Origin of the sequence: Maribellus sp. CM-23 (assembly GCF_021354595.1) — a bacterium.
Lineage (GTDB): Bacteria > Bacteroidota > Bacteroidia > Bacteroidales > Prolixibacteraceae > Draconibacterium.
The window spans coordinates 880,719-902,569 of sequence record NZ_JADWYJ010000001.1 but is presented as its reverse complement, the minus strand read 5'-3'; the positions used below and the strand labels follow the sequence as shown (position 1 = coordinate 902,569).

Sequence of the window (21,851 nt, the reverse complement as noted above, 5' to 3'; positions counted from 1 at the left end):
GATTTTCTTGTGTTTGTGTTTAGATTTTTTAACACATTGGAATAAAACATTAGCGATAATATGAAGACTTCCAGAGAAATACGACAGGCTTTTCTCGATTTTTTCCAGGAAAAGAATCACCAGATTGTCAACTCTGCCCCGATGGTAGTGAAGGGTGATCCAACATTGATGTTTACAAATGCCGGGATGAACCAGTTTAAGGATCAGTTCCTGGGGAACGAACCTGTAAAATGGGCGCGTGTAGCCGATACGCAAAAGTGTTTGCGTGTTTCCGGAAAACACAACGACCTGGAAGAAGTTGGGCTGGATACTTATCACCACACCATGTTCGAAATGTTGGGGAACTGGTCGTTTGGCGACTATTTTAAAGAAGAAGCCATTAACTGGGCCTGGGAATTTCTGGTGACACGTATGGGGATCAATCCTGAACGTTTGTACGCTACTGTTTTTGAAGGAAGTGCCGATGACAACCAGGCACGCGACGACGAAGCCGCCGGATACTGGGAAAAATACCTGTCCAAGGAACGCATTCTGAACGGAAATAAAAAAGACAATTTCTGGGAAATGGGTGACACCGGTCCTTGTGGCCCTTGTTCTGAAGTGCATGTGGATTTGCGTCCGCAGGCGGAAGTTGATAAACTGTCGGGCCGCGAACTGGTAAACAAAGACCACCCGCAGGTGATTGAAATCTGGAACCTGGTTTTTATTCAGTTTAACCGGAAAGCCAACGGAACTCTGGAAGAATTACCGGCAAAACATGTGGATACCGGAATGGGGTTTGAGCGTCTTTGCATGGTTTTGCAGGGCGTAACTTCGAATTACGATACCGATGTTTTCCAAAGCACCATTGCTGAAATAGGAAAGCTTTGCGGAAAGAAATACGGCGAGGATGAAAAAGCAGACATTGCCATGCGCGTGATTGCTGACCACCTGCGTGCCGTAGCTTTTGCCATTGCCGATGGCCAGTTGCCATCAAACAACAAGGCCGGCTACGTTATTCGTCGTATTTTGCGTCGTGCGGTACGTTACGGTTATACTTTCCTCGGATTCAAAGAAGCTTTCATCTTTAAATTGATCGACGTACTGAAGCAAACCATGGGAGATGCTTTCCCCGAATTGGTGAGCCAGCAGGTGTTGATTGAAAAAGTAATCAAGGAAGAGGAAGAGTCGTTCCTGCGTACCTTGTCGACCGGGATAAAATTACTGGATGACATTGTTTCAAAAGTAAAAAATGAAGGCGCTGCAGAAATTGCGGGTAAAGATGCTTTTGTTTTGTACGATACCTATGGTTTTCCACTCGATTTAACAGAATTGATTGCGCGTGAAAACGGATTGGGTGTCGACAGCGCAGGTTTTGCTGTGGAGATGGAAGCACAGAAAAGCCGCTCGCGAAATGCAGCTGTGCAGGAAACCGACGACTGGGTGGAATTGCGCAAAATAGAACAAACCGAGTTTCTGGGCTACGATAAGCTGGAGGCAGAAGTTCGCATTGCCCGTTACCGCAAAGTCACTCAAAAGAAAAAGACATTTTACCAGTTGGTTTTTGATCAGACTCCATTTTACGGCGAGTCGGGCGGACAAGTTGGGGATCATGGCTACATTGAGTTCGATGGAGTTAAAACCGCTGTTTACGATACACAAAAAGAGAACAACCTGATCGTTCACCTGGTAGAAAAACTACCCGAAAATCCATCCGAATATTTTACGGCGGTGGTAAATGTTGAGCGTCGTCAGAAAATTGCGAATAACCATACGGCGACCCACCTGTTGCATGCCGCCCTGCGCGAAGTGCTGGGCACACATGTGGAGCAAAAGGGATCGCTGGTGAATGCCGACCACCTGCGTTTCGATTTTTCTCATTTTCAGAAAATGACCGATGAGGAAATTGCGGAAGTAGAGAAAAGGGTGAATGCAAAAATCAGGCAGAATTCAGTGCGGGAGGAAAACCGCGAGATGCCCATTGAAGAGGCAAAAAATGCCGGAGCGATGATGTTGTTTGGCGAAAAATACGGTGATGTGGTGCGTACCATCCGGTTTGGCGAATCAATGGAGCTTTGCGGGGGAACACACGTTGCCGCAACCGGCCAGATCGGCTTGCTGAAAATTGTTTCGGAAAGCGCCATTGCAGCCGGGGTTCGAAGAATTGAAGCCATTACTGCCGACCGTGCCGAAAAGTACATCAACGATCAGTTGAATATATTGACCAGCATCAGGGACACCGTAAAAGGGTCGGCCAATGTTTTGGAAAGCATCGGTATTTTGTTGCAGCAGAATTCGGAGTTTGCGAAGCAAATCGAGAATTTTCAGCGTGAAAGTCTGAAAATCACCAAGGCCAACCTGAAAAGTAAAATCATGTATGTAAAAGGCGTAAACATTATCGCCGATAAAATAATGATCGACAGTGCCGCTTTACTGAAAGACCTGGCTTTCCAGCTCAAAGGTGAAGTGGAAAACCTTTATTTGGTATTGGGAGCCGAGATTAATGGAAAACCAAATCTTACGGTAATGATTGCCGAGAACATTGTAGACGAAAAAGGACTGAATGCCGGGCAGATTGTTCGTGAAGCCGGAAAAGAAATTCAGGGCGGCGGCGGCGGTCAGCCGTTTTATGCCACTGCCGGCGGTAAAAATGTTGCCGGACTGGAGGCTGCCATTGAAAAAGCACTTTCGTTTTTGCAGTAATTGAGGTTTTGTTGAACGAATTGGAAAGAACCGCTTCTTTAAACAAGGAAGCGGTTCTTTTTTATTTAAGATAAAAGATTATATCATTACCACCATGTTCGGTGTCACGGTAAGCGTAGATATCAAACATATAGATTTGTTGGTTACTCAAGGGGACTCGTAACGGAATTAGATTATCAATGATGGTAAGAAAGTTCCCATCTCGGATTGTATAATACTGAGTTTCCCAGTGTTTTATATACTTCTCCACATTAATTGAACAATCTTCAAGGTATCCATGCCAGCGTGTGCAATTATGCATTCGCGAGATCCAGAAAACAGTCGGGAATTTTACGGTGTCAATTATTGTCTCATTACCAATATATGTTTGAAAAATAGCATAGTTAATTGACATCGTTTTTTTGATGAATATAGTGTCAGTGCAAATGTAAACAGTAGAATCATTTGTGTCCCCTCTTTCAGATTCAATAATATAATCGGGTGGGATATAGGTAGTGTCCTGCCATCCTCCAAGATAATTAATCACAGTACCGTCTTCAATCCTAAGCGTATCCCACTTTTTGAAATAGAAAAAATGCCCGTTAAAATCTTTCGGTAGTGTAATTGCCGATGGTGTGCATCCAATATCTTCAGGACATTTTTCCGGATAATAAGCTTCGGGATATATTAGAGAGTCAATGTAAACTGTATCCACATAATATATCGTATCGACTTTTGGTTTTTGTTCCTGAAAACCGGGTTCTTTTTCTTCCTGATTTGTCCATCCGCAGGAAGCTCCCAGTAATGCAAGTACAACTGTGAAGACTGAGTACAGAGGTTTCATTTTTATTGAAGTGTATTGGTTAGTGGAATGATAAAGCGCTGTTTATTTCTTTTTCAAAAGATTTTGCTTTCTCCTGAAACTCCTCTTTGCCTTGCCGGGCGGAGAATACCGGAAAGGCCCTTAAACCAGTCGTGAAAGTTTTGTGACGAATGTGATGTGCATCTTTCTTATTTAGGTGGCCGGTTAAAGCCGTTGGGTTATTACTGCATTAAAAATAGTGAAAAAATGGAACGCAATAGCTGTAAGTTTTGTAAACATGTTGCATGACAGATTGTTAGTAGGGGGAAAGGTTTAAGTATAGTAATTTTAGGATACTAAAAAGCATTTTCGATTTTTCTTTCTTCCTTTGATTTATTCTAAATAAAAATTATTTTCAGCCTTTTAATTTTTTAACAAAAATTTCCGGCTTCCAACTTCGGACTTCGGACTAATTTCTGAATAAATGAAGAAATTCTATGCCTTTATAACGTCCATGCCTTTTGCCGCCTTTATTTTTCTAGCCCTCGCATTTTCGATGGCGATCGCTACTTTTGTTGAAAGTAGTTACGGAACACCCTCTGCGCGAGCCCTGGTTTATAATACCCGCTGGTTTGAAGTGCTTTGGGGCCTGTTTGCGCTTAACCTGATCAACAACCTGGTTCGTTACCGGTTGTTTTCCACACGCCGCTATACGCTAGGTATTTTTCACCTGTCGTTTCTGATCATGATTTTGGGCGGGGCCATCACCCGGTATTTTAGTTTTGAAGGAATGATGCACATCCGTGAAAACCAGGCGGCAAATTACATTCTTTCTTCCGACGATTATTTTTATGCGGCTTATGAAGACCAGCACAAAGAATCAAAAGTGCGGTTCTCGGAAGTGGTTCCGAAACAGTTTTCCGCAAAATTTGACGTGGATGGGCGTAACGTAAAAGTAAAATCGGTAGGCTTTATTGAAAACGCCGTGCGAAAGGCTGTTCCCTCCGACTCGGGCCAGCCGGCCATCGATTTTGTTTTTGCAGCACCCGGCGGACAAGGCATGCAAAGCTACACTTTTACGCGTGGTGTAGTACTGAATTACCCCGGGTTTACGGCAGGATTTGAATCGGGCGATCACCGGATGGTGAATTTCTTTATGAAAGACGGTGCCCTGTTTATGCGTTCAGAAGTGGCCCTCGAAGAAACAACAATGGCTTCGCAGGAAACGGTGACACTTCCTCCCGGAGATACGATTGCTGTAAAATCGATGTTTTTATACGGGTTTGACGATTTCCGTTTCCTGGTTCGCAATTTTCATCCGAGTGCTAGTTTTACTGCAGTGAAAAATCAAAGCGAGACCAACGAAAATGCCGTTCTTATTGAGATTTCCGACGGAGTGAAACAACAAACGGTACCGGTTTACGGGCATTCCGGAATGGCGCCCGATACCATCAGTGTGCCGCTGGGGAGCGGAAAACTAAAACTGGCTTACGGTGCGCGACCGCTTTACCTGCCGTTTAGTATCTATTTAAAAGACTTTCAGCTGGAGCGTTATCCCGGGTCGGAATCTCCGTCTTCGTTTGCCTCCGAAGCAGTTTTGATCGACGGCGAACGCAACATCAACCGTGATATCCGAATCTTTATGAACAATACACTTACCCATCGCGGGTATAAATTTTTCCAGTCGTCGTACGATACCGATGAAAAGGGAACCATCCTTTCCGTCAACTATGATTTTGTGGGAACCTGGGTTTCGTACTTCAGCTATTTCTTACTGATTGTGGGAATGATGCTTTCGCTGATCAACAAAAACTCGTATTTCCGTTTTTTGGCGAAAAAGCTCAAAAATATTTCAGTAAGTGCGGTGCTTATTTTGGGAATTGTAGGCGGATTTTCGATGTCGGCCTCCGCCCAGGGTGGAGCAGAAGCGTCGCTTCCTCCCATCGATAAAAGTGTGGTGGAAGAGTTTGGCCAGCTGTGGGTGCAGGGAGTTGACGGACGTATTGAACCGATCTCGACACTGACCAGCGAGATTGTTCGGAAAGTGAGCAAGAGTTCGACGCTTTACGGAAAATCGTCCGACGAGGTGGTATTGAGCATGATGGCTTATCCTGAAATATGGCGCACGCTTCCGATTATCCGGGTTTCGGAGAAAGACCTCGCCGTGGAACTGGGGGTGCAGGGTAAATACCTGGCAGCCGATATGCTGTTTGACAGCAACGGAAACTACCGGATCATTGACGAGGTGCGGGCTGCATATGCAAAAGCACCGGCCATGCGTAACCGTCTTGAGAAGGAATATATTTACCTCGACGAGCGGGTTAACATCTGTTTTATGGTTTTCCAGGGGGCTATTTTTCATATCTATCCGCGCGAAAGAAGAGAAGACACCTGGTACGCTCCGGGATCCAATGCCACGGAATACACCGACGGTGATTCGATTTTTATCAAAAGCGGATTTCAGCTGTTGATTCAATCCATTAATGATAACAACAACGAAGACGCCGTTCAATTGCTAAAGGCAGTCGAAAGTTTTCAAACCAAGTACGGGGCGGCACTTTTGCCAAGCCCAACCAAAAGAAACCTGGAGATTTTATACAACAAGGTTAATCCGTTTAAGCGGATCTTCCCGTTCTATTTGTTGTTTGGAACCCTGCTGTTGTTTGTTTTGTTTGTAAACATATTCAGGCAGAAACCATTGCCAAAGTTTTTCAAATACGGTTTTTTTGCACTGATCGTGATCCTCTTCCTGGTGCATACCGCCGGGCTTGCTTTGCGCTGGTATATTTCGGGGCACGCGCCCTGGAGCAACGGCTTCGAATCGGTGGTATACGTGGCGTGGGCAACCATGCTGGCCGGCCTTATCTTTGGCCGCAAATACCCGATGGTAATCGGAACCGCCGCTTTTCTCTCGGGCATTGCGTTGTTTGTGGCTCACCTTAGCTGGATGAACCCGGAAGTAACGCCGCTGGTACCGGTGCTTAAATCGTACTGGCTGGCTATTCACGTGGCTATTATTACTGCCAGTTACGGATTCTTTGGGCTAAGTATGATATTGGGAGTACTGACCATGATTTTCATGGTACTGCGGAGCCAAAAGAATGCGGGCAAAGTAAGCGGTTTTATTGAGCAGCTTACCACCATTAACGAGATGTCGGTAACAGTGGGTCTGTATTTTCTTACTATCGGAACATTCCTGGGAGGTGTTTGGGCCAACGAAAGCTGGGGGCGTTACTGGGGCTGGGACCCCAAAGAAACCTGGGCGCTGATCACCGTCGTGATTTATTCGTTTATTGCACACATGCGGATGATTCCTTCTTTGAAAGGAGCCTACAATTATAATTTTGCGTCGATACTTGGCTTTGCCTCTGTGTTGATGACCTATTTCGGCGTCAATTATTATTTGTCAGGACTGCATTCGTACGGAAAAGGTGTAGCCGACGGCGTAAACCCGGCGGTTCCGATAAGTTTTGCCGTGTTGGGCGGATTAATGCTTTGGGCCTACATTAAAGAATCGAAATACGAAAAGAAGCTTGCTGAATAAGCAGCAATCAGATAAGCTGAAAAAGGTTTCGTAAAAGAATACCGCCAATACTTGTTGGGGAAGAAATGGTATGCTTGGAGCGGTCTTCGTTTTTCATTTTTGGAACAATTGGCTCCGATAGTCGATTTTGTATTTGTCAATATATTGATTATTAGTCGATTGTTATTATGTGGAACATTTATAAATAACAAGGTTGTAAATATCTAATTGTTTGGATGTAAATTAGTTCAGCATCAAAACTCTTATCTTTCGCTGTTTTTTTAATTGAAATATGGGACAGACAGTTACTCGTACTTTTGACATTCTGGAACACACCTTAAAGGAATATCCCCGGAAAGATGCCATCGCCGGAAAAAAAGATGGAAAATGGTACAGCTTCTCCACCCAGGAGTACAATCAAAAATCGTATCAGTTTGCCTTGGGCCTGATGGCACTGGGCCTGGAAAAAGGCGATAAGATCGCCACGGTTACCAATAACTGTCCCGAATGGTGCATTGCTGATATGGGGATGGCCATGGCGGGAGTAGTGCATGTTCCCATTTATCCAACCATCGGGGAAGATGAATACCAGTATATTCTGAAACACGCCGAAGTAAAAATGCTGATTGTGGGCGATGCCAAGCTTTACAAGAAACTGTTGCCTTTGGCCGAGCAGCTGGAGTTAAAGCATTTGTACTCTTTTGAGGCGGTTGAAGAGGCAAAGAATTACCAGGAGATCATGGACCTGGGAGAATCCGGGAGATCAGCATTGGAGGAGAAACTGGAGGAATGCAAAGCTTCTGTAGTTCCCGACGATGTTGCCACACTCATTTATACTTCAGGAACAACCGGCGTACCTAAAGGGGTGATGCTCACCCACGAGAACCTGGTTTCCAATTTTGTGGAACATGCAAAAATGCACCATCTCGGAAAAGAGCACCGGGTCATTAGTTTTCTTCCGCTGTGTCATGTGTACGAACGCAGTGTGAATTACCATTTCCAGTACAAGGGAATGGGTGTTTATTATGTCGGAAGCCTGGCGCAGATTATGAGTGCGATCAAAGAGGTGAAGCCGCATATGTTTAACTCGGTGCCCCGTTTGCTGGAAAAAGTTTACGACGGATTTGTGGCCAAGGGAAAAGAACTGAGCGGAATAAAAAAGAGCCTGTATTTTTGGGCACTCGACCTGACACAGCATTTTGAATACAATAAGAAATACGGTCCCTTGCTCCGAATGAAAATAAAAATTGCCGACAAGCTTATTTACTCCAAATGGAGAGAAGCTCTGGGGGGCAATATCATTTACATTGTCTCGGGTGGGGCAGCTTTACAGCCGCAAATTGCGCGGGTGCTGGGTATGGCCGGAATGTGGAACCTGGAAGGATACGGGCTGACCGAAACATCGCCGGTGATTGCCGTTAATAACCCGGCACAAAACGAGATGAAGATCGGAACAGTTGGTCCTGTGCTGGAAAATGTGGTTGTAAAAATTGCACCGGATGGTGAAATTCTTTGCAAAGGGCCCAGCGTAATGAAAGGATACTACAAAGCGCCTGACCTGACGGCCGAGGTGATCGATGAGGAAGGTTGGTTTCATACCGGCGATATCGGTATTTTGGAAGAAGGGAAATTTTTGAAGATCACCGACCGGAAAAAGGAAATATTCAAACTTTCAGGAGGCAAATACATTGCTCCGCAAATGATCGAAAACAAACTGAAAAGTTCTACACTGATTGAACAGGTAATGGTGATCGGGGCCAACGAGAAATTTGCTTCGGCTTTGATCTCTCCGAATTTCACCCTGCTTCACGACTGGGCGGCAGAGCATAAACTTCATTACGAAAACAACAAGGAATTGATCCAGTTGCCGGAGGTAATCGACAAGATTCAGAAAGAAGTGGGCAAAGTCAATAAAACGATGGGAAGTCACGAGCAGATCAACCGGATTCGTTTGGTGTGCGAGGAGTGGACACCTGCCTCGGGCGAACTGTCGCCTACCTTAAAACTTCGCAGAAACATTGTTGCTGAGAAATACCGGAACTTAATTGATGATATCTACTCGGTTAGTAAATAACCGGTTTTTGCCAGGCGTAAAACAAGCGCTGAACCAAACTTAGCAAAAGCTGCCGGAATTTTCCGGCAGCTTTTCATTTTTTTTGACTATTCGTAATTTGTAAGGAATCGGCCTAAAAGAGCGCTCTGCTCCATGGAATTCCGGCCAGGATCAAAACCAGCGAAAGGGTGTAGAAAATAGCCGCAGTTCGGTGCTTTTTCTCCGGTGATGAAGCTTTCTTCGATTTTGAACGGCCAATGTGAATTAACACGAGGGCAACCACCATTAGCAAAATGTGCTCCACCGCGTAGAAACGGAGGTCGGGGTTTTTCATGGCTGCTCCAAAATGCTGGAAAGCCGCTTTGGTGATCGGGCTTACAAAGGCATAAAGCACCAGCCCCACCAAAAACTGTAGATCAGTAAAAATAACTAGTATTAAATTGAACAGGTTGTCGGTCTTCTTCCATTCACGTTTTCCCAACCATCCGCTTATGGCAAGAACCACCGAAACAACCAACGCCAGTAAAACCAACCAGCGAAATCCATTGTGTGCGTGTAATAATCCAGTGTACATAATATATTAGTTTTAGAATCTAACGTTTACCCGGGCTTTTGGTTGAATGAATCGGTAAATATTACTCAATTTTCGGATAAATTCAGAAAGCTGTTCCTTATTAATGCTTTCTCTGGGAGATAATCGCTATTTTTATTCGCAACCTGAAACTGTCCGCTTTGGGAACAAGGCAGGCAAAACAGATGAAATGGAAGAGATAAAATCATTCACCCCGAAAAACTAAAAGGCGGCTGAGATTATGCCGTGAAAGACTTGAGTGAACGGGAAAAATAAACAGATACAATGCTTTACCGATTTTTAATTTTGATTGCGATGGTGGGACTGCTGGCGGCTTGTCATTCAGAACCCAAAAAAGGAACACCGAAAAAAATGAAGATCATCATTGATACAGATGCCAATAACGAACTGGACGACCAGCATGCTTTGGCCTATGCTTTTTTGAACCTTGATGTTTTTGATGTGGTGGGCGTAACCGTTAACAATACCGCGAATGGATTTGGAATTCAGGGACAGTACGATGAGGCGCTGCGGATTATTCGTCTGTTTGACCTGGAGGAGAAAATTCCTCTTTTTATGGGAGCCGACAGCAATTATGTGGATATTCTTCCGCATATCAACGATACGCTGTTTGACGGGCAGCCGGCGGTGGATTTCATCATTCGAGAGGCAATGAAAATGAAGGACGAAAAGTTGGTTTTAGTTCCGGTTGGCAAACTTACCAACATTGCCCTGGCCATTGCCAAAGAACCTTCCATTGTAGATAAAGTCCGGATTATTTGGCTCGGAAGCAATTATCCGAACCCGGGAGAATACAACCTGGTAAACGATGTTTCATCGGTGAATCCGGTGATTGAATCGGGAGCACCTTTCGAAATTGTAACAGTGCGTTACGGCGACAGTACCGCTACCGATGCAGTTCGGGTTACACCTGCCGAAGTCGATGAGTTTCTGGCCGGAAAAGGGACGGTTTCTCCCCATACAATTACCGGCCGTCATGGTGGCGAATTCAATTCCTTTGGCAATTACGCCAAAAATCTGTTCGAACATGCCCATATGCATGGCTATCCGCCATCGCGTGCGTTGTTCGACATGGTAGTGCTGGCTGTTTTGAAGAATCCTGAATGGGGGACAAAACATGAAATTCCGGCACCCAGACTCATCAACCATGCCTGGGAAGAACAATCTGACAATCCGCATAAAATTATTTACTGGGATACTTTTAACAGGGATGCCATTGTGAATGATCTTTTCTTGCTGATGGAGAAAACGACGCCAAAGCAATAAGTAAGGGGGAAATGCAGGAACTGAAAAAACAACTGGAAGTATTGCTGGCCGGTTATTTTAGGGAGTGTTGTGCCGACTTCCCCAAAGGAAAAATGGAGGCCTCGGAATCTCCCGATTTCATTGTAAAGCTGAAGAACAGTCACCGGCTGGGAATCGAATTAGTTCGATTGAATCCCGGAAGTGCCGATGTGCCGGATGAGCACGAGGCCGAGCAAAACGTTATTCTGGAAGAACTGATTGACGATGCCCGCGAGTTGTTTGAGCAAAATTCGGAGGTAAAGCTGTTTGTGAAGTTTCTTTTTAACAAGAAGCATCCGCCTTCTCCGGAAAGGAGCCTGGTGACAGCAGCAAAGGCGGTTAATGCGATCCGCAACAGTATTCGCAACAAGAAGCCGGGAAACCTTTTTTATCATGTTATTCCAAAAGAACAATTACCCGAGGGACTGGATGAGATTTTGGTGGCTCATCATCCCGGGTTGGAAGCTTCGGTTTGGGAGCGTTCCAACAACCTGGGGATATCCAAAAATGTAATTCACGATATTTTGAAGTCGATAGAAAAGAAGGAAGAAAAATTACGTTTATACAAAAAACAAAGGCTGGAATCGTACTGGCTGCTCATTACCACTGATCGCCTGCGCGGCCAACGGAATTACAACATCCGGAACCAAATTGCCAATCATAACTTTCAATCCGATTTCGAGTGCGTTTTTTTGTTCGATTTGTTTCGTTCCCATGTTTTCCGGCTGGTATAATATTATTTTTGTTTTTAACAAAGCCAATAAATATTTCACCAGTTTTTCTTGCCGAAAGGGGGCAAAACACTTTAAAACGGTGACAGATCGAGTAAATTGGCCTCGTCCGTCAGCTGACGGACGAAAAACAAGTGAAGGTGGCGTTAAAAGAGTTCGGTTGTTTGAGGAGGTACGACGAGTTCCGAACTCTTAGCCGGCAACACGTAGTTTTTTAGAGCGAAGCGGACGCAGCCTTGGCTTTTCTGTTTACTCTTTGTGCCAAAACAAAGAGTAAAATCCGGCTGATAAGCCAAAAACCTGCGAATGAAAGAACACCTATTTATTCGAGTTGCTTGTATCACCCCACCTTGAAGTAAATTTGGTATTATGTCAGCGGGTGCTTGTTCGATCATCAAAGATCGTTGTTTTAAGTCCATGATCTGTTGTTCGATCATCAAAAATCGTTGTTTTTACTCCGAAGGTTCATTTTTTCACTCCGTGATCGCTTGATTGTAATGCGCAGATAGCAAAACGATCAGCAAGATTGGATTTTTGCAATGCGCAGATAGCAAAATGATGAACGAACCCGGAATTTTCTACCCTGCCGATAGCCGGAAGGTGTTTAAGGAATGGGAAGTACTCCGAAGTTGGCGGATCGGACACCGGGAGGGTTTGTGGGCAGGGGAATCGCCGTTAAAAATCGTCCTTGCTTGAGCGAGGGACGAGCGGGTTTGGATGATTTCGCTGTCCGAACGCCAATTTTTCGGGCAAAGTGGGCGCAGCCTTGTCCCGATAACTATCGGGATTGCTTCGTTTTTGGGTTCAAGAGTTAAAAGCGATTTCCCTGGCTGTCCCCTCAACAAAAACGATTTAAATAAAAATCAACGAAAGCAAATAAATAAAGGCCATGCTTACCACTCCTTGTAACAGGGTAGCCGTAGTATGTGTGCGGTAGCCGGTTTTTACATCCATTCCCGAAAACTGGGTGACCACCCAAAAAAAGCTGTCGTTGGCATGCGAAATGGTCATTGCTCCGGCACCGGTTGCCATAACTGCCAGCACTTTTCCATACAATGAATCGAGGCCGATACTGCCCAGCAACGGAGCGATTAGTGCCGAGGTTGCCACCAGCGCCACGGTTGACGAACCTTGGGCGGTTTTAAAAACGGCCGCTATCAGAAAAGGGAGAAAAATTCCCAGCTGGTAGCCAGCGAGCAGGTTGCCGAGTGTTTCGCCGATGTGAGTTTCTTTTAAAATGGTTCCGAATGCGCCTCCTGCCCCGGTAATGAGCAAAATGGGCGCAGCAGCAACAATCCCTTCGCCGATCCATCCGGTAAGTGTTTCGCGATCAAATTTTGGGAAAAGCAGGAAGGAAAGAAACAACCCAATCAGCAGGGCATTTACGGGCTGTCCGGCAAAGTTCAGAATTTCGTATAAAACACCTTGCCCCAGCGGAAGCGATGGATAAGTAGCCACCGACCGAAAAGCGATCAGAAAGATGGGCACAACAATGGGCGAAAGTGCTTTTATGCCGGATGGTAGTTGAAGTTTGTCCTGCGTGGCAGCCGGTGTTTCTTCGGTATCTTCTGCAACAGTGTAATGCTTTCCCGTAAAAGAAGCCCAGAAATAACCGGTGAACATAGCAATTAAGGCAACTCCAAGTCCGAACAAAATAACAAGCCCGAGTTGGTCTTCCAGCCCCAGGTTGCCCGCAGCTGCAATTGGACCGGGTGTAGGCGGAACAAAGGTGTGGGCAGCATACAAACCCGTAGCAAGCGCTATGGAAAGCGCCACCGATGGTTTGCCGGTTTTTTGCCGGATCGATTTTTTCAGCGAGGAAAGAATAATGTAGGCCGAATCGCAGAATACAGGAATCGAAACCAGGTAGCCAATGATCGACATGGCCAGCGCCGGATAACGTTTCCCCACCAGTTTCAAAACCAGGTCGGCCAGTTTTATAGCAGCATTCGATTTTTCGAGTATGGTCCCGATAATGGTTCCCAGAATGATTACGATTCCGATGTAGGCCATAATGTTGCCAAAACCGGTGGAAATGCTTGCCGCAATATCTCCCGCCGGAAGTCCGGCCAGTGCGCCGGCCAGGTAAGAGGCCAGTAACAGCACCAGGAAAGGGTGCATCTTCAGTTTTGTAGTTCCAAGAATAATGAACAACACGGAAAGCAGTAAAACCGCAATCAGGCCAATAGAACCGGTCATAAGAAATAGAATTAAAGGGTGGAGAAATTTGGAACGTTTTCGATGAAATGAATGGGGACTTCAGCAAGAAAGCCTTTTAGCCACTCCGCACAATATTTCATGCCGGCTTCTTCTGATTTTACGTGTCCCACAAAAATCACGGCTTTGTTCTTCCCTTGCGACACGGCATCGTTTACATACGAATAAGTTTCCCATTCGGGGCCTTCTCCCGCTACCAGCACTTCCACGTCGGGTTGCCTTAGCAGTTGAATATGGCTTTGCCCGCCCGGTGCTCCCACTGCGAGGCCCATTTTTGTGAATTCCATATTCGGGTTGCCGATCACGCGTACGGTTTCAAGTCCCAGTTGTTTTTTGAGTGTCCGGGCATATTCTTTTACACTTTGCCTGGGAAGCTGGTAATGCGTCATCGAACCGTTAACGGAGCTGGATTGCAGTTCCATCTGGTTGATCATCCCAACATAAATTCCATCGGGTTCAGTCATGTGAATATGATCGTGAAAGCGAAATATAACGAGTTTGTTTTTTTCGATGAATTCCTTTTTTGCAAGAAAAACCGGGTCGTCCTGTAAATTGTCTGTTCCGTCGAGGTGACTGTAAAAGACCGGTTCGTGGGTAATTATGAAATTGCATCCCAGTTCAACGGCTTTTTCCAGGGTGGGCATATCGGCAAACATACAAACGGCAATTCCTTTCAACGACGTTTGCGGATCGCCGGCTTTGTATACATCCACGGTTTTGCTCATCCAATCGCAGGTAACATGCTTTTTGATTTGCTCCACCACATCGTCGGGAGTTTTGGGTTGCATGCTTTGTGCAAAGCTGAAAAACGGGATCAGAGTCAGGAGCAGGAAGATTGCTTTCATTGGTATTGCCGGTTTTAGTTATCGGGCGTTAAAAATAGTGGTTCTGTGTTTAGTTTCCTAGCGTTCACTTGCTCAAATCAGGGTTATTGGTAAGTTGGCCTCTTACTCTGACGGAAAGAAGTTAGCGTATTTAATTGCAAGCAATTTCTTCGTGTCAAGTACATCTGCTTCACTTAATAGGAGGGAAGAATCCGCAACTTTTTGAGAAGATAAAGCAAGTTAACAGGCAGAGAAACAATGAACTTTAGCGATGTTTTATCGTAAATGGTTGCAAGAGGAAGTTAACGCGGTAAAAACCACAGATCATGTCGTCAACCTTTCTTTTTTTCGACAAACTGGATGCTAAACTCGAGGGCATTATTGGCAGGCAGCACCTGTCGTACACTGAAGAAGTTGCCAAAAAGTATATGCTAACACAGGGCGCCGTGGCCATTACGGGTTTGTCCATGATGCTCGTCTTATCCTGGATAATTGGTGCTAAAATGCTGGCAGAATTTTGCCTGGTCTATATTCCATTCATGTTTGTGGCCAGCTACTTGTTTTTTCGGGCCCGAAAAATGAGCATTCTGATTTTCATTTTTAAAATTGCGATGATTTTCATTTCCTCCATTTACATTATTCGGATGGGGGGCCTGCTGACCTGTGGCGGATTGTTTCTGTTTTCTATTCAGGCCGTTACAAGTACAGTTATTTTACGCGATTTGAGAAAGATAATCACTGTTTCCATCATTTTTGCTGTAGTGATGATACTGCTTGTCGTACTTGAGCCGCTGTTCCCGGTACGTTATGCGCTTAATCCTCAGCAAAATGCCGTTGCCTTTGCGGCCAGCATTGTTTTGATCACCGGCTATATTTTCTTTTTCAGTCTTTATGCGACAAATCTTTATGCGAAACAGGAACAGCGGGAAACTCAACGACAAAAGGAGTTAAACGATGCCAAAACCAGGCTCTATACCAACATTACGCACGAATTTCGTACGCCTCTCACTGTTATTCTTGGTTTGGCAGATAGTGTAAAATTTGGACAGCAGAACCACATTGAGGAGAAAATGGATACAATTATCAGGAACGGCAAGAATCTCCTGCAACTTGTTGATCAGATGCTTGACCTGAGCAAAGTAGAGTCGGGTAAACTTTTGGTGAACATGATACACGCCAATATTATCCCTTTTCTAAAATACATTTTTCAGCTACAGGAATTTTATTCGGAAGAAAAGTGCATCAATATGTCATTTTTCTCTGATAACCAGTCGTATGAATTGGATTTTGATCCTGAAAAAACAGCGGCTGTTGTGGGGAATCTCTTAAATAATGCCATAAAGTTTACATCGGAAGGAGGAAATGTACAAATGAAGGTCATGGCGCGGTCTGATTCACTCTATATAGAAGTGTGTGATGATGGTATCGGCATTCCTTCTGAAAAAATGGAAAAGATCTTTGATCGCTTTTACCAGGTTGACGACAAAAATACCAGAAAAGCAGGAGGAGCCGGTATTGGTCTCGCTCTCACCCGGGAACTGGTAACCCTGATGAACGGAACCATCAGTGTAAAAAGCATTGCCGGCGAGGAGACTGTTTTTACGGTACAACTGCCTGTCAGGCATGAATTCAAGAAAGCAGCGTTCAAATCAAAGAAACAGACTTTTGGGTTGGAAACGGATGACACTTTTAACGATGTTGCCGAAATCGGAGACGGCACAAGAAAACGTCTGGAAATTGTGGAGGATAATCCGGATGTGGTGGCTTATATGAAGGCATGTTACGAAAGACATTTCCATATTTTTGTGGCAAAAGATGGTTGGGAAGGGCATAAACTGGCGTTGGATGAGGTTCCCGATATTATAGTCAGCGATGTAATGATGCCGGGCATGGATGGTTTTGAATTTTGCCGAAAACTGAAAAATGATTATCGAACCAGTCATATCCCGGTTATTCTGCTTACGGCCAAAGCGGATATCACTTCCCGTATTGAAGGCCTGGAACAAGGGGCTGATGCTTATGTGGTAAAACCTTTCAATCAATTGGAATTACTGGTTCGTATGCAGAAGCTTCTTGAACTGCGAAGAAACCTATTCAAACGGTATAGCAATGGTAATGGGATGGAATTTTCTTCCGATCCGATTATACAGAAAGAGGATGGCTTTTTTAAGCGGCTTAACGAATCGATCAACACAAATCTTGGCGACGAACATTATGACATTCATAAACTATGTGAAGATATGGCCATGAGCAAATCCCAGCTTTACCGCAAGTTTAAAGCTCTCACCAATCAGTCGGCTGCCAAATACATTCGACAGGTACGAATGAAAAAAGCCCGGGAGTTATTGCAAACATCCAATATGAACATCACCGAGGTGGGGTATGAAGTAGGCATGAAAAGCCTTTCCACTTTCAGCCAGTTGTTCAAGGATGAGTTTGGAGAAAGTCCGCGGCAATTTCTGAATCATCAGAAACTAAACGGAAATGGCAAGCTGTTGTAGCTAGAAGGGTATTTGGCGTTAGATGCTTTTGCCCTTTTCTTGTTTTTGAAATCAATAGTGTGATCAAGTTTTATCCCAATCCCACACGCAATTTACCTGCTTGAATTTTCATCAACAGGGGAGTATTGAACGAAAGGAATTTATTTTCGGAAGATGCAGAGGAAGCAGCCTTTCAAAGGGAATGGGAAATTATCAAAAGCTTTGGGAAAAGCTTACAACTCTCCGGGAATTCTGAAAAAGAGGAACAGGCAGTATTGGCCTAACTTCGTTTACAGTTACCAAATAAAATCAATGAAATGAAAACCAAAATTTTAATGGCAGTGCTGGTCGTTGCAGTTTTCCTGACCGCCTGCGAAAAAGACTATCTTGCTGGAACCGACGATCTTGCTCCCACAACAAAATCGGCAGAGATAGGCGAGGGAACGATTGTTACTGAAACCGTACATTTTGCATCACTCGAAGGCAATTTAACGGGCGATCCGGCCGACCGCATGATCCGTGTGTATTTGCCCAAAAGTTACTTTACATGTCCCGAGAGGCATTTCCCGGTTATTTACTTCCTGCATGGCACCCCAGCCTGGGGCGGTATGCTGATGGAGCCGGAACCTTATGAGTATTTTTATCTGTCGGCGCAACTTCCTCATCGGGTCGACTTTCCCGAAGAAGGATTTTTGCCATGGCTCAATAACCTGATCGACAACGAAGGTATGAAGGAAGTTATCATCGTAATGCCTGATGCGAAAACAAAATACGGTCCCAGTCTCTACGTAAATTCCGCCGTCCAGGGAAATTACGAAGATTACATTGTGAAAGAGCTGGTTGAATATGTGGATGAGAATTATCGTACGATCCCTCATTTTAACTGGCGTGCCATAACCGGTCACTGTGCCGGAGCTATTGGGGCTCTGAATATTGCGATGAAACACCCAAAAGTATTTCGGTATGTGGGTGCTTTGTCGCCCTCACATTTTCCTGAACCGTTGATTTTATACATGGCTAATTTTATGCCTGTGGAAGATCAGATTTGGGGAGTTGAAGGACCGCTGCCGTATGATCCGTTCGCTCCTTTTAAGTTTATTAACAACGGTGCTGTAATGCTGTCGCAGGCCTGGTTACCTAATCCCGAAAATCCACCTTACTATTGCGACTTGCCTTTTGAATTCATCGAAGGAAATCCTGTTGTCATTCCTGAACGAATGGAAAAACTGAATGATCAAAGTTTGCTGGCAATGATTCAGAAACACCGTATTGGACTAAAACAGTTGAAAGTAGTCTATTTTGATTGCGGCGTGAACGACGACTTTTACATCGCCATCAACACGATGATGCATGAGCAGCTCGATGCTATGAACGTCAAGCATCAGTTCGAAACGTTTGACAATCCGGGCACACACATCAGTAACCTTTACGAAAGGCTTGGCAAGGTTTGGGTAATGCTTTCAAACGAATTTCCCGACGATAATGAATAGAAAGTAATTTGGGATATTCTTCAGGCCAGGCAGGCACATTTATCAGGGGAAGCAATCTTATACTGCTTCCCCTGGTTTTGTTGTCCGAAAAGTCGCTTGTTTCAAAAGATAGGCTCTTTTATTTGGTTTATGAAAGTGGCTATTTTGTTTCCGTCAAAGGATATTCTATTTTTAGGGGCGAGCCTGGTTAGCGAACTGGGAATACTGAGGAAGTGAACGGTAAAATCCGCAAAGTATTTTTGCTGAAAATCAGGAGATGAGAAAATAAACTTAAACAATACAATATGAAACGTGTGGCAGTTATTGGCTTTGGCTTTATGGGGATTATGCACAGCCGCCAGTTGTTGGTTAGCGAAGGGGTTGAATTGGTTGCCATTATTGAGAAGGATGTGGCTTCCGTTGCGAAAAAGCTGAATGAGCAGGTGGGGAATTTTGCTGTTGGCGAAGTGGACACCAGCGCATTGCTGAAAGTTCCGGTTTACAGCTCACTAGCCGACTGTATAAAAGAACAGCAGCTCGATGCGGTGCATGTTTGTGTCCATACCGAATTGCATTACCCACTGGTAAAAGAAGCCTTGAACAATGATTTGCATGTATTGGTGGAAAAACCATTTGTGCTGGATGTGGAGCAGGGAGAGGAACTGGTGGCACTGGCTGCAGAAAAGAAGCGGGTTTTAATGGTGGCTCACGTGGTTCGTTTTATGTCGCCTTACCAGAAATTGCTTGGCTTTATTGAGACAAAAGAATACGGCGACCTGAAGTTTTTGTCACTTTCCCGTTTCTCCGGAGTGCCGCAATGGGGGCAATGGCTCGAAAAGCAAAAGAACTACGGAATTTCAGGCGGTGCTCTTTTCGACCTGATTATTCACGATATTGATTTTGCTGCTTTTGCGGTGGGTGTTCCATCTGAATTAAGCAATAAAACAATCCTTCCCGGGAAATTAAGCCGCCATGATTATGTGTCGGCCACCTGGCATTATCCCGATTCGGATTTGGTAGTGCGGATCGAAGGCGGAAATGTATTTCATGCCCGTTTCCCGTTTCGGGCTGGGTACACCGCAGTATTCGAGGAGGCAACGGTGAGTTTTTCTACTTCAGATGCGGAAAATATCCTTGTTTCCGGGCATACAGAACAGACTACGATTCCGGCAAATGATTTGGGAGATGGTTATTTTAATGAAATTCAGTTGTTTTATGCTGCCTTGCAAAAGGGCGAACTGCCGGAAAAATACAGTCCGGAATCGGCATTGGAAACCATACGCTTGTGCTATCGTCACGCAGAATGATTCTGTTTTAGGCATAAAAAAAACCGTCGATTATCCCGACGGTTTTTTTGTTCGTTAAAACATATTTCTTTGTCTTTTTATTCTACATTATCCAGTGGACCATAATTAATATTCAGCTTGTCCCAGCTTTGGGTTAAATTATCCATTGCTTTGCGAAACCTCGCGTAATCTTTGTTATCCTTGTTGGTCCATCCGGTTTCGGCATAGGCTGCAATTCGGGGATAGGTTTGACGCTCCACATCTTTATTGGTTGGTGTCCATTCACTCCACATTTGGCAACCCAACCCAAAAATATTTTTATGGTATTCTTCGTTCAGATCCTCCGGGATTGGATAGAAACCATAAGCTTTTTCGAGGCTGATATTTTTGTATGAATAATCTAAATAGGTATTTGAATGCAGGGAATTGACAATGCTGTATCCCTTTTGGGCAGCATCGGTGATCAGGTTAATATCACCTTTCCAGAAATGAACGACCACATTTTTAGCCAGTTCGGTTTCAGCTTCCTTGTCATCCTTTTTTTCCTCGAAACCTTTGTGGATATTAACTCCCATAATTTCGTTCCATCCCATCATTCTCCGGCCTTTGCTCTCAATAAATTTTGAAATTTTATTGGTAAAGGCAATCTGTAAATCTGCGGGAGTATTAATCCCATTCTCTTTCATGTACTGTTGTACATGTTTCGACTCTTCCCATACTTTGTAGCCTACTTCATCGCCACCAATGTGAATGACTTCGGAAGGAAAAAGCTCAAACAATTCGTTTAACACATCTTTTACAAATTGCTCTACCTCCGGTTTTGTAACATCGTAATTGTCGTAATGACGGCCAAAGGTAACCGGTACATCAATGTCTTTTCCGGCTGTTCCCAACCAGGTATATGCTGCTATCGCGGCACTCGAATGGCCCGGCATTTCAAACTCCGGAACAATGGTTATGTTTCTTTCTGCAGCATATTGTACGATCGCTTTAATTTGTTCCTGCGTGTAAAACCCGGAATGCGGTTCACCGGCTGTTTTTCGGCTTTTCCATGTTCCGATCTCCGAATCGGCCCGTGTGCCGCCAACTTCGGTAAGTAAAGGATACTTTTTGATTTCAATGCGCCATCCGGCATCATCAACCAGGTGCCAGTGGAAGACATTCATTTTGAGTTTTGCCATTTGGTCGAGCACTTGTTTTACAAATGTTTCGCCATGGAAATAACGCGATTCATCGAGCATGTAGGCGCGCCATTCAAAGGCAGGTACATCCTCAATTTCAACAGCTGCTACCGTGGCTCCATTTACCAGTTGCAGTAAAGTCTGAATACCGTAAAACTGTCCTTTGGAACCGTTGGCCTCAATCGTAATCGCTTTTTTCTTTGCAACTAAGCGGTAACCTTCTTCGCCCAAATTATTGGGTTGTTCAGCGGGTTGAAATACAATTTGTGCACCTTTCCCGGCTTCAATTCCCTGCGCGTTTAATTCAGACGTCAGGTATTCTGCATGGTTTGTCTCGCCAATAACCTGAAAACCTTTTGCCAGGTTAACACAGCCTTCACCTGCTTTTAATTGGTTGGGGTAGGGGATAATTTCAATGGCTTGATTCGGGCAGTCAGGAGTAGTACACGACGCCATAAATACAGCTGCTACAGCAATAATCAGTAATCTTAGTTTGTTGCTCATAATATTGTTTTGATTCTTTGTTTGTACTCCATCCTTCGGGTTGCTCCGGTTCTTGCTCCTTGCGTGCAATACCGGCGCAAATAATTATTCAATAGATATAATTCTCATGTAAAACTAACATCTTTTGAATAATTTTAATAAGATGAGGCGATTTTTGGCAAAACATTACGAATGAACAATACTAAGCTACCACACCCTTGCTTCCTGTTGTTAGGTAAGCAAGGGTGTGGTAGTAGTTTTCCTT

At 44.6% G+C, this 21,851-nt stretch carries 13 protein-coding genes; 8 read left to right on the top strand and 5 right to left on the bottom strand.

The features are described from left to right. The first annotated feature begins 60 nt into the window (after nucleotides 1-60). Nucleotides 61-2,682, top strand: a complete 2,622-nt coding sequence (alaS, locus tag INQ51_RS03510) for an alanine--tRNA ligase (RefSeq protein ID WP_233376504.1) — start codon at nucleotides 61-63, stop codon at nucleotides 2,680-2,682. 61 nt (nucleotides 2,683-2,743) lie between these two features. Here alaS and INQ51_RS03505 read toward each other — a convergent pair whose 3' ends face one another. After that, on the bottom strand, nucleotides 2,744-3,505 hold the full coding sequence (locus INQ51_RS03505) for a hypothetical protein (RefSeq protein WP_233376503.1): 762 nt from the start codon (nucleotides 3,503-3,505) through the stop codon (nucleotides 2,744-2,746). Nucleotides 3,506-3,947: 442 nt separating this feature from the next. Here INQ51_RS03505 and ccsA point away from each other — a divergent pair, with 442 nt between their 5' ends. Together ccsA and INQ51_RS03495 are read left to right on the top strand one after the other, a co-directional pair. Next, nucleotides 3,948-7,007: a cytochrome c biogenesis protein CcsA gene (gene ccsA / locus INQ51_RS03500; RefSeq protein ID WP_233376502.1), complete on the top strand. Its 3,060-nt coding sequence runs from the start codon at nucleotides 3,948-3,950 to the stop codon at nucleotides 7,005-7,007. A 271-nt stretch (nucleotides 7,008-7,278) separates the two neighbouring features. Beyond that, entirely contained in the window at nucleotides 7,279-9,060 is a 1,782-nt protein-coding gene (locus INQ51_RS03495) for an AMP-dependent synthetase/ligase (RefSeq protein WP_233376501.1), read from the top strand. 112 nt (nucleotides 9,061-9,172) lie between these two features. On the opposite strand, the gene INQ51_RS03490 is transcribed toward INQ51_RS03495, so the two are convergent. Beyond that, complete coding sequence (locus INQ51_RS03490) at nucleotides 9,173-9,613, bottom strand: hypothetical protein (RefSeq protein WP_233376500.1); 441 nt, start codon at nucleotides 9,611-9,613, stop codon at nucleotides 9,173-9,175. Between the two features lie 282 nt (nucleotides 9,614-9,895). On the opposite strand from INQ51_RS03490, the gene INQ51_RS03485 reads away from it, so the two are divergent. Together INQ51_RS03485 and INQ51_RS03480 are read left to right on the top strand one after the other, a co-directional pair. Next, entirely contained in the window at nucleotides 9,896-10,897 is a 1,002-nt protein-coding gene (locus tag INQ51_RS03485) for a nucleoside hydrolase (RefSeq protein WP_233376499.1), read from the top strand. 11 nt (nucleotides 10,898-10,908) lie between these two features. Beyond that, entirely contained in the window at nucleotides 10,909-11,649 is a 741-nt protein-coding gene (locus tag INQ51_RS03480) for a hypothetical protein (RefSeq protein WP_233376498.1), read from the top strand. A gap of 849 nt (nucleotides 11,650-12,498) precedes the next feature. Here INQ51_RS03480 and INQ51_RS03475 read toward each other — a convergent pair. After that, nucleotides 12,499-13,845, bottom strand: coding sequence for a GntP family permease (locus tag INQ51_RS03475; RefSeq protein WP_233376497.1), 1,347 nt, complete (start codon nucleotides 13,843-13,845; stop codon nucleotides 12,499-12,501). An 11-nt stretch (nucleotides 13,846-13,856) separates the two neighbouring features. Further along, entirely contained in the window at nucleotides 13,857-14,708 is an 852-nt protein-coding gene (locus tag INQ51_RS03470) for a Nif3-like dinuclear metal center hexameric protein (RefSeq protein WP_233376496.1), read from the bottom strand. 305 nt (nucleotides 14,709-15,013) lie between these two features. On the opposite strand from INQ51_RS03470, the gene INQ51_RS03465 reads away from it, so the two are divergent. The 3 genes from INQ51_RS03465 to INQ51_RS03455 all read left to right on the top strand — a co-directional run bounded on the left by INQ51_RS03465 (nucleotide 15,014) and on the right by INQ51_RS03455 (nucleotide 19,943). Next, nucleotides 15,014-17,188: an ATP-binding protein gene (locus INQ51_RS03465; protein WP_233376495.1), complete on the top strand. Its 2,175-nt coding sequence runs from the start codon at nucleotides 15,014-15,016 to the stop codon at nucleotides 17,186-17,188. A 296-nt stretch (nucleotides 17,189-17,484) separates the two neighbouring features. Beyond that, nucleotides 17,485-18,657 carry an alpha/beta hydrolase gene (locus tag INQ51_RS03460; RefSeq protein ID WP_233376494.1) on the top strand — a complete coding sequence of 391 codons (1,173 nt, stop codon included), beginning with the start codon at nucleotides 17,485-17,487 and terminating at the stop codon, nucleotides 18,655-18,657. A 284-nt stretch (nucleotides 18,658-18,941) separates the two neighbouring features. Beyond that, nucleotides 18,942-19,943, top strand: a complete 1,002-nt coding sequence (locus INQ51_RS03455; RefSeq protein ID WP_233376493.1) for a Gfo/Idh/MocA family protein — start codon at nucleotides 18,942-18,944, stop codon at nucleotides 19,941-19,943. 77 nt (nucleotides 19,944-20,020) lie between these two features. On the opposite strand, the gene INQ51_RS03450 is transcribed toward INQ51_RS03455, so the two are convergent. Further along, nucleotides 20,021-21,607: a beta-N-acetylhexosaminidase gene (locus tag INQ51_RS03450; RefSeq protein WP_233376492.1), complete on the bottom strand. Its 1,587-nt coding sequence runs from the start codon at nucleotides 21,605-21,607 to the stop codon at nucleotides 20,021-20,023. Nucleotides 21,608-21,851 lie beyond the last annotated feature (244 nt).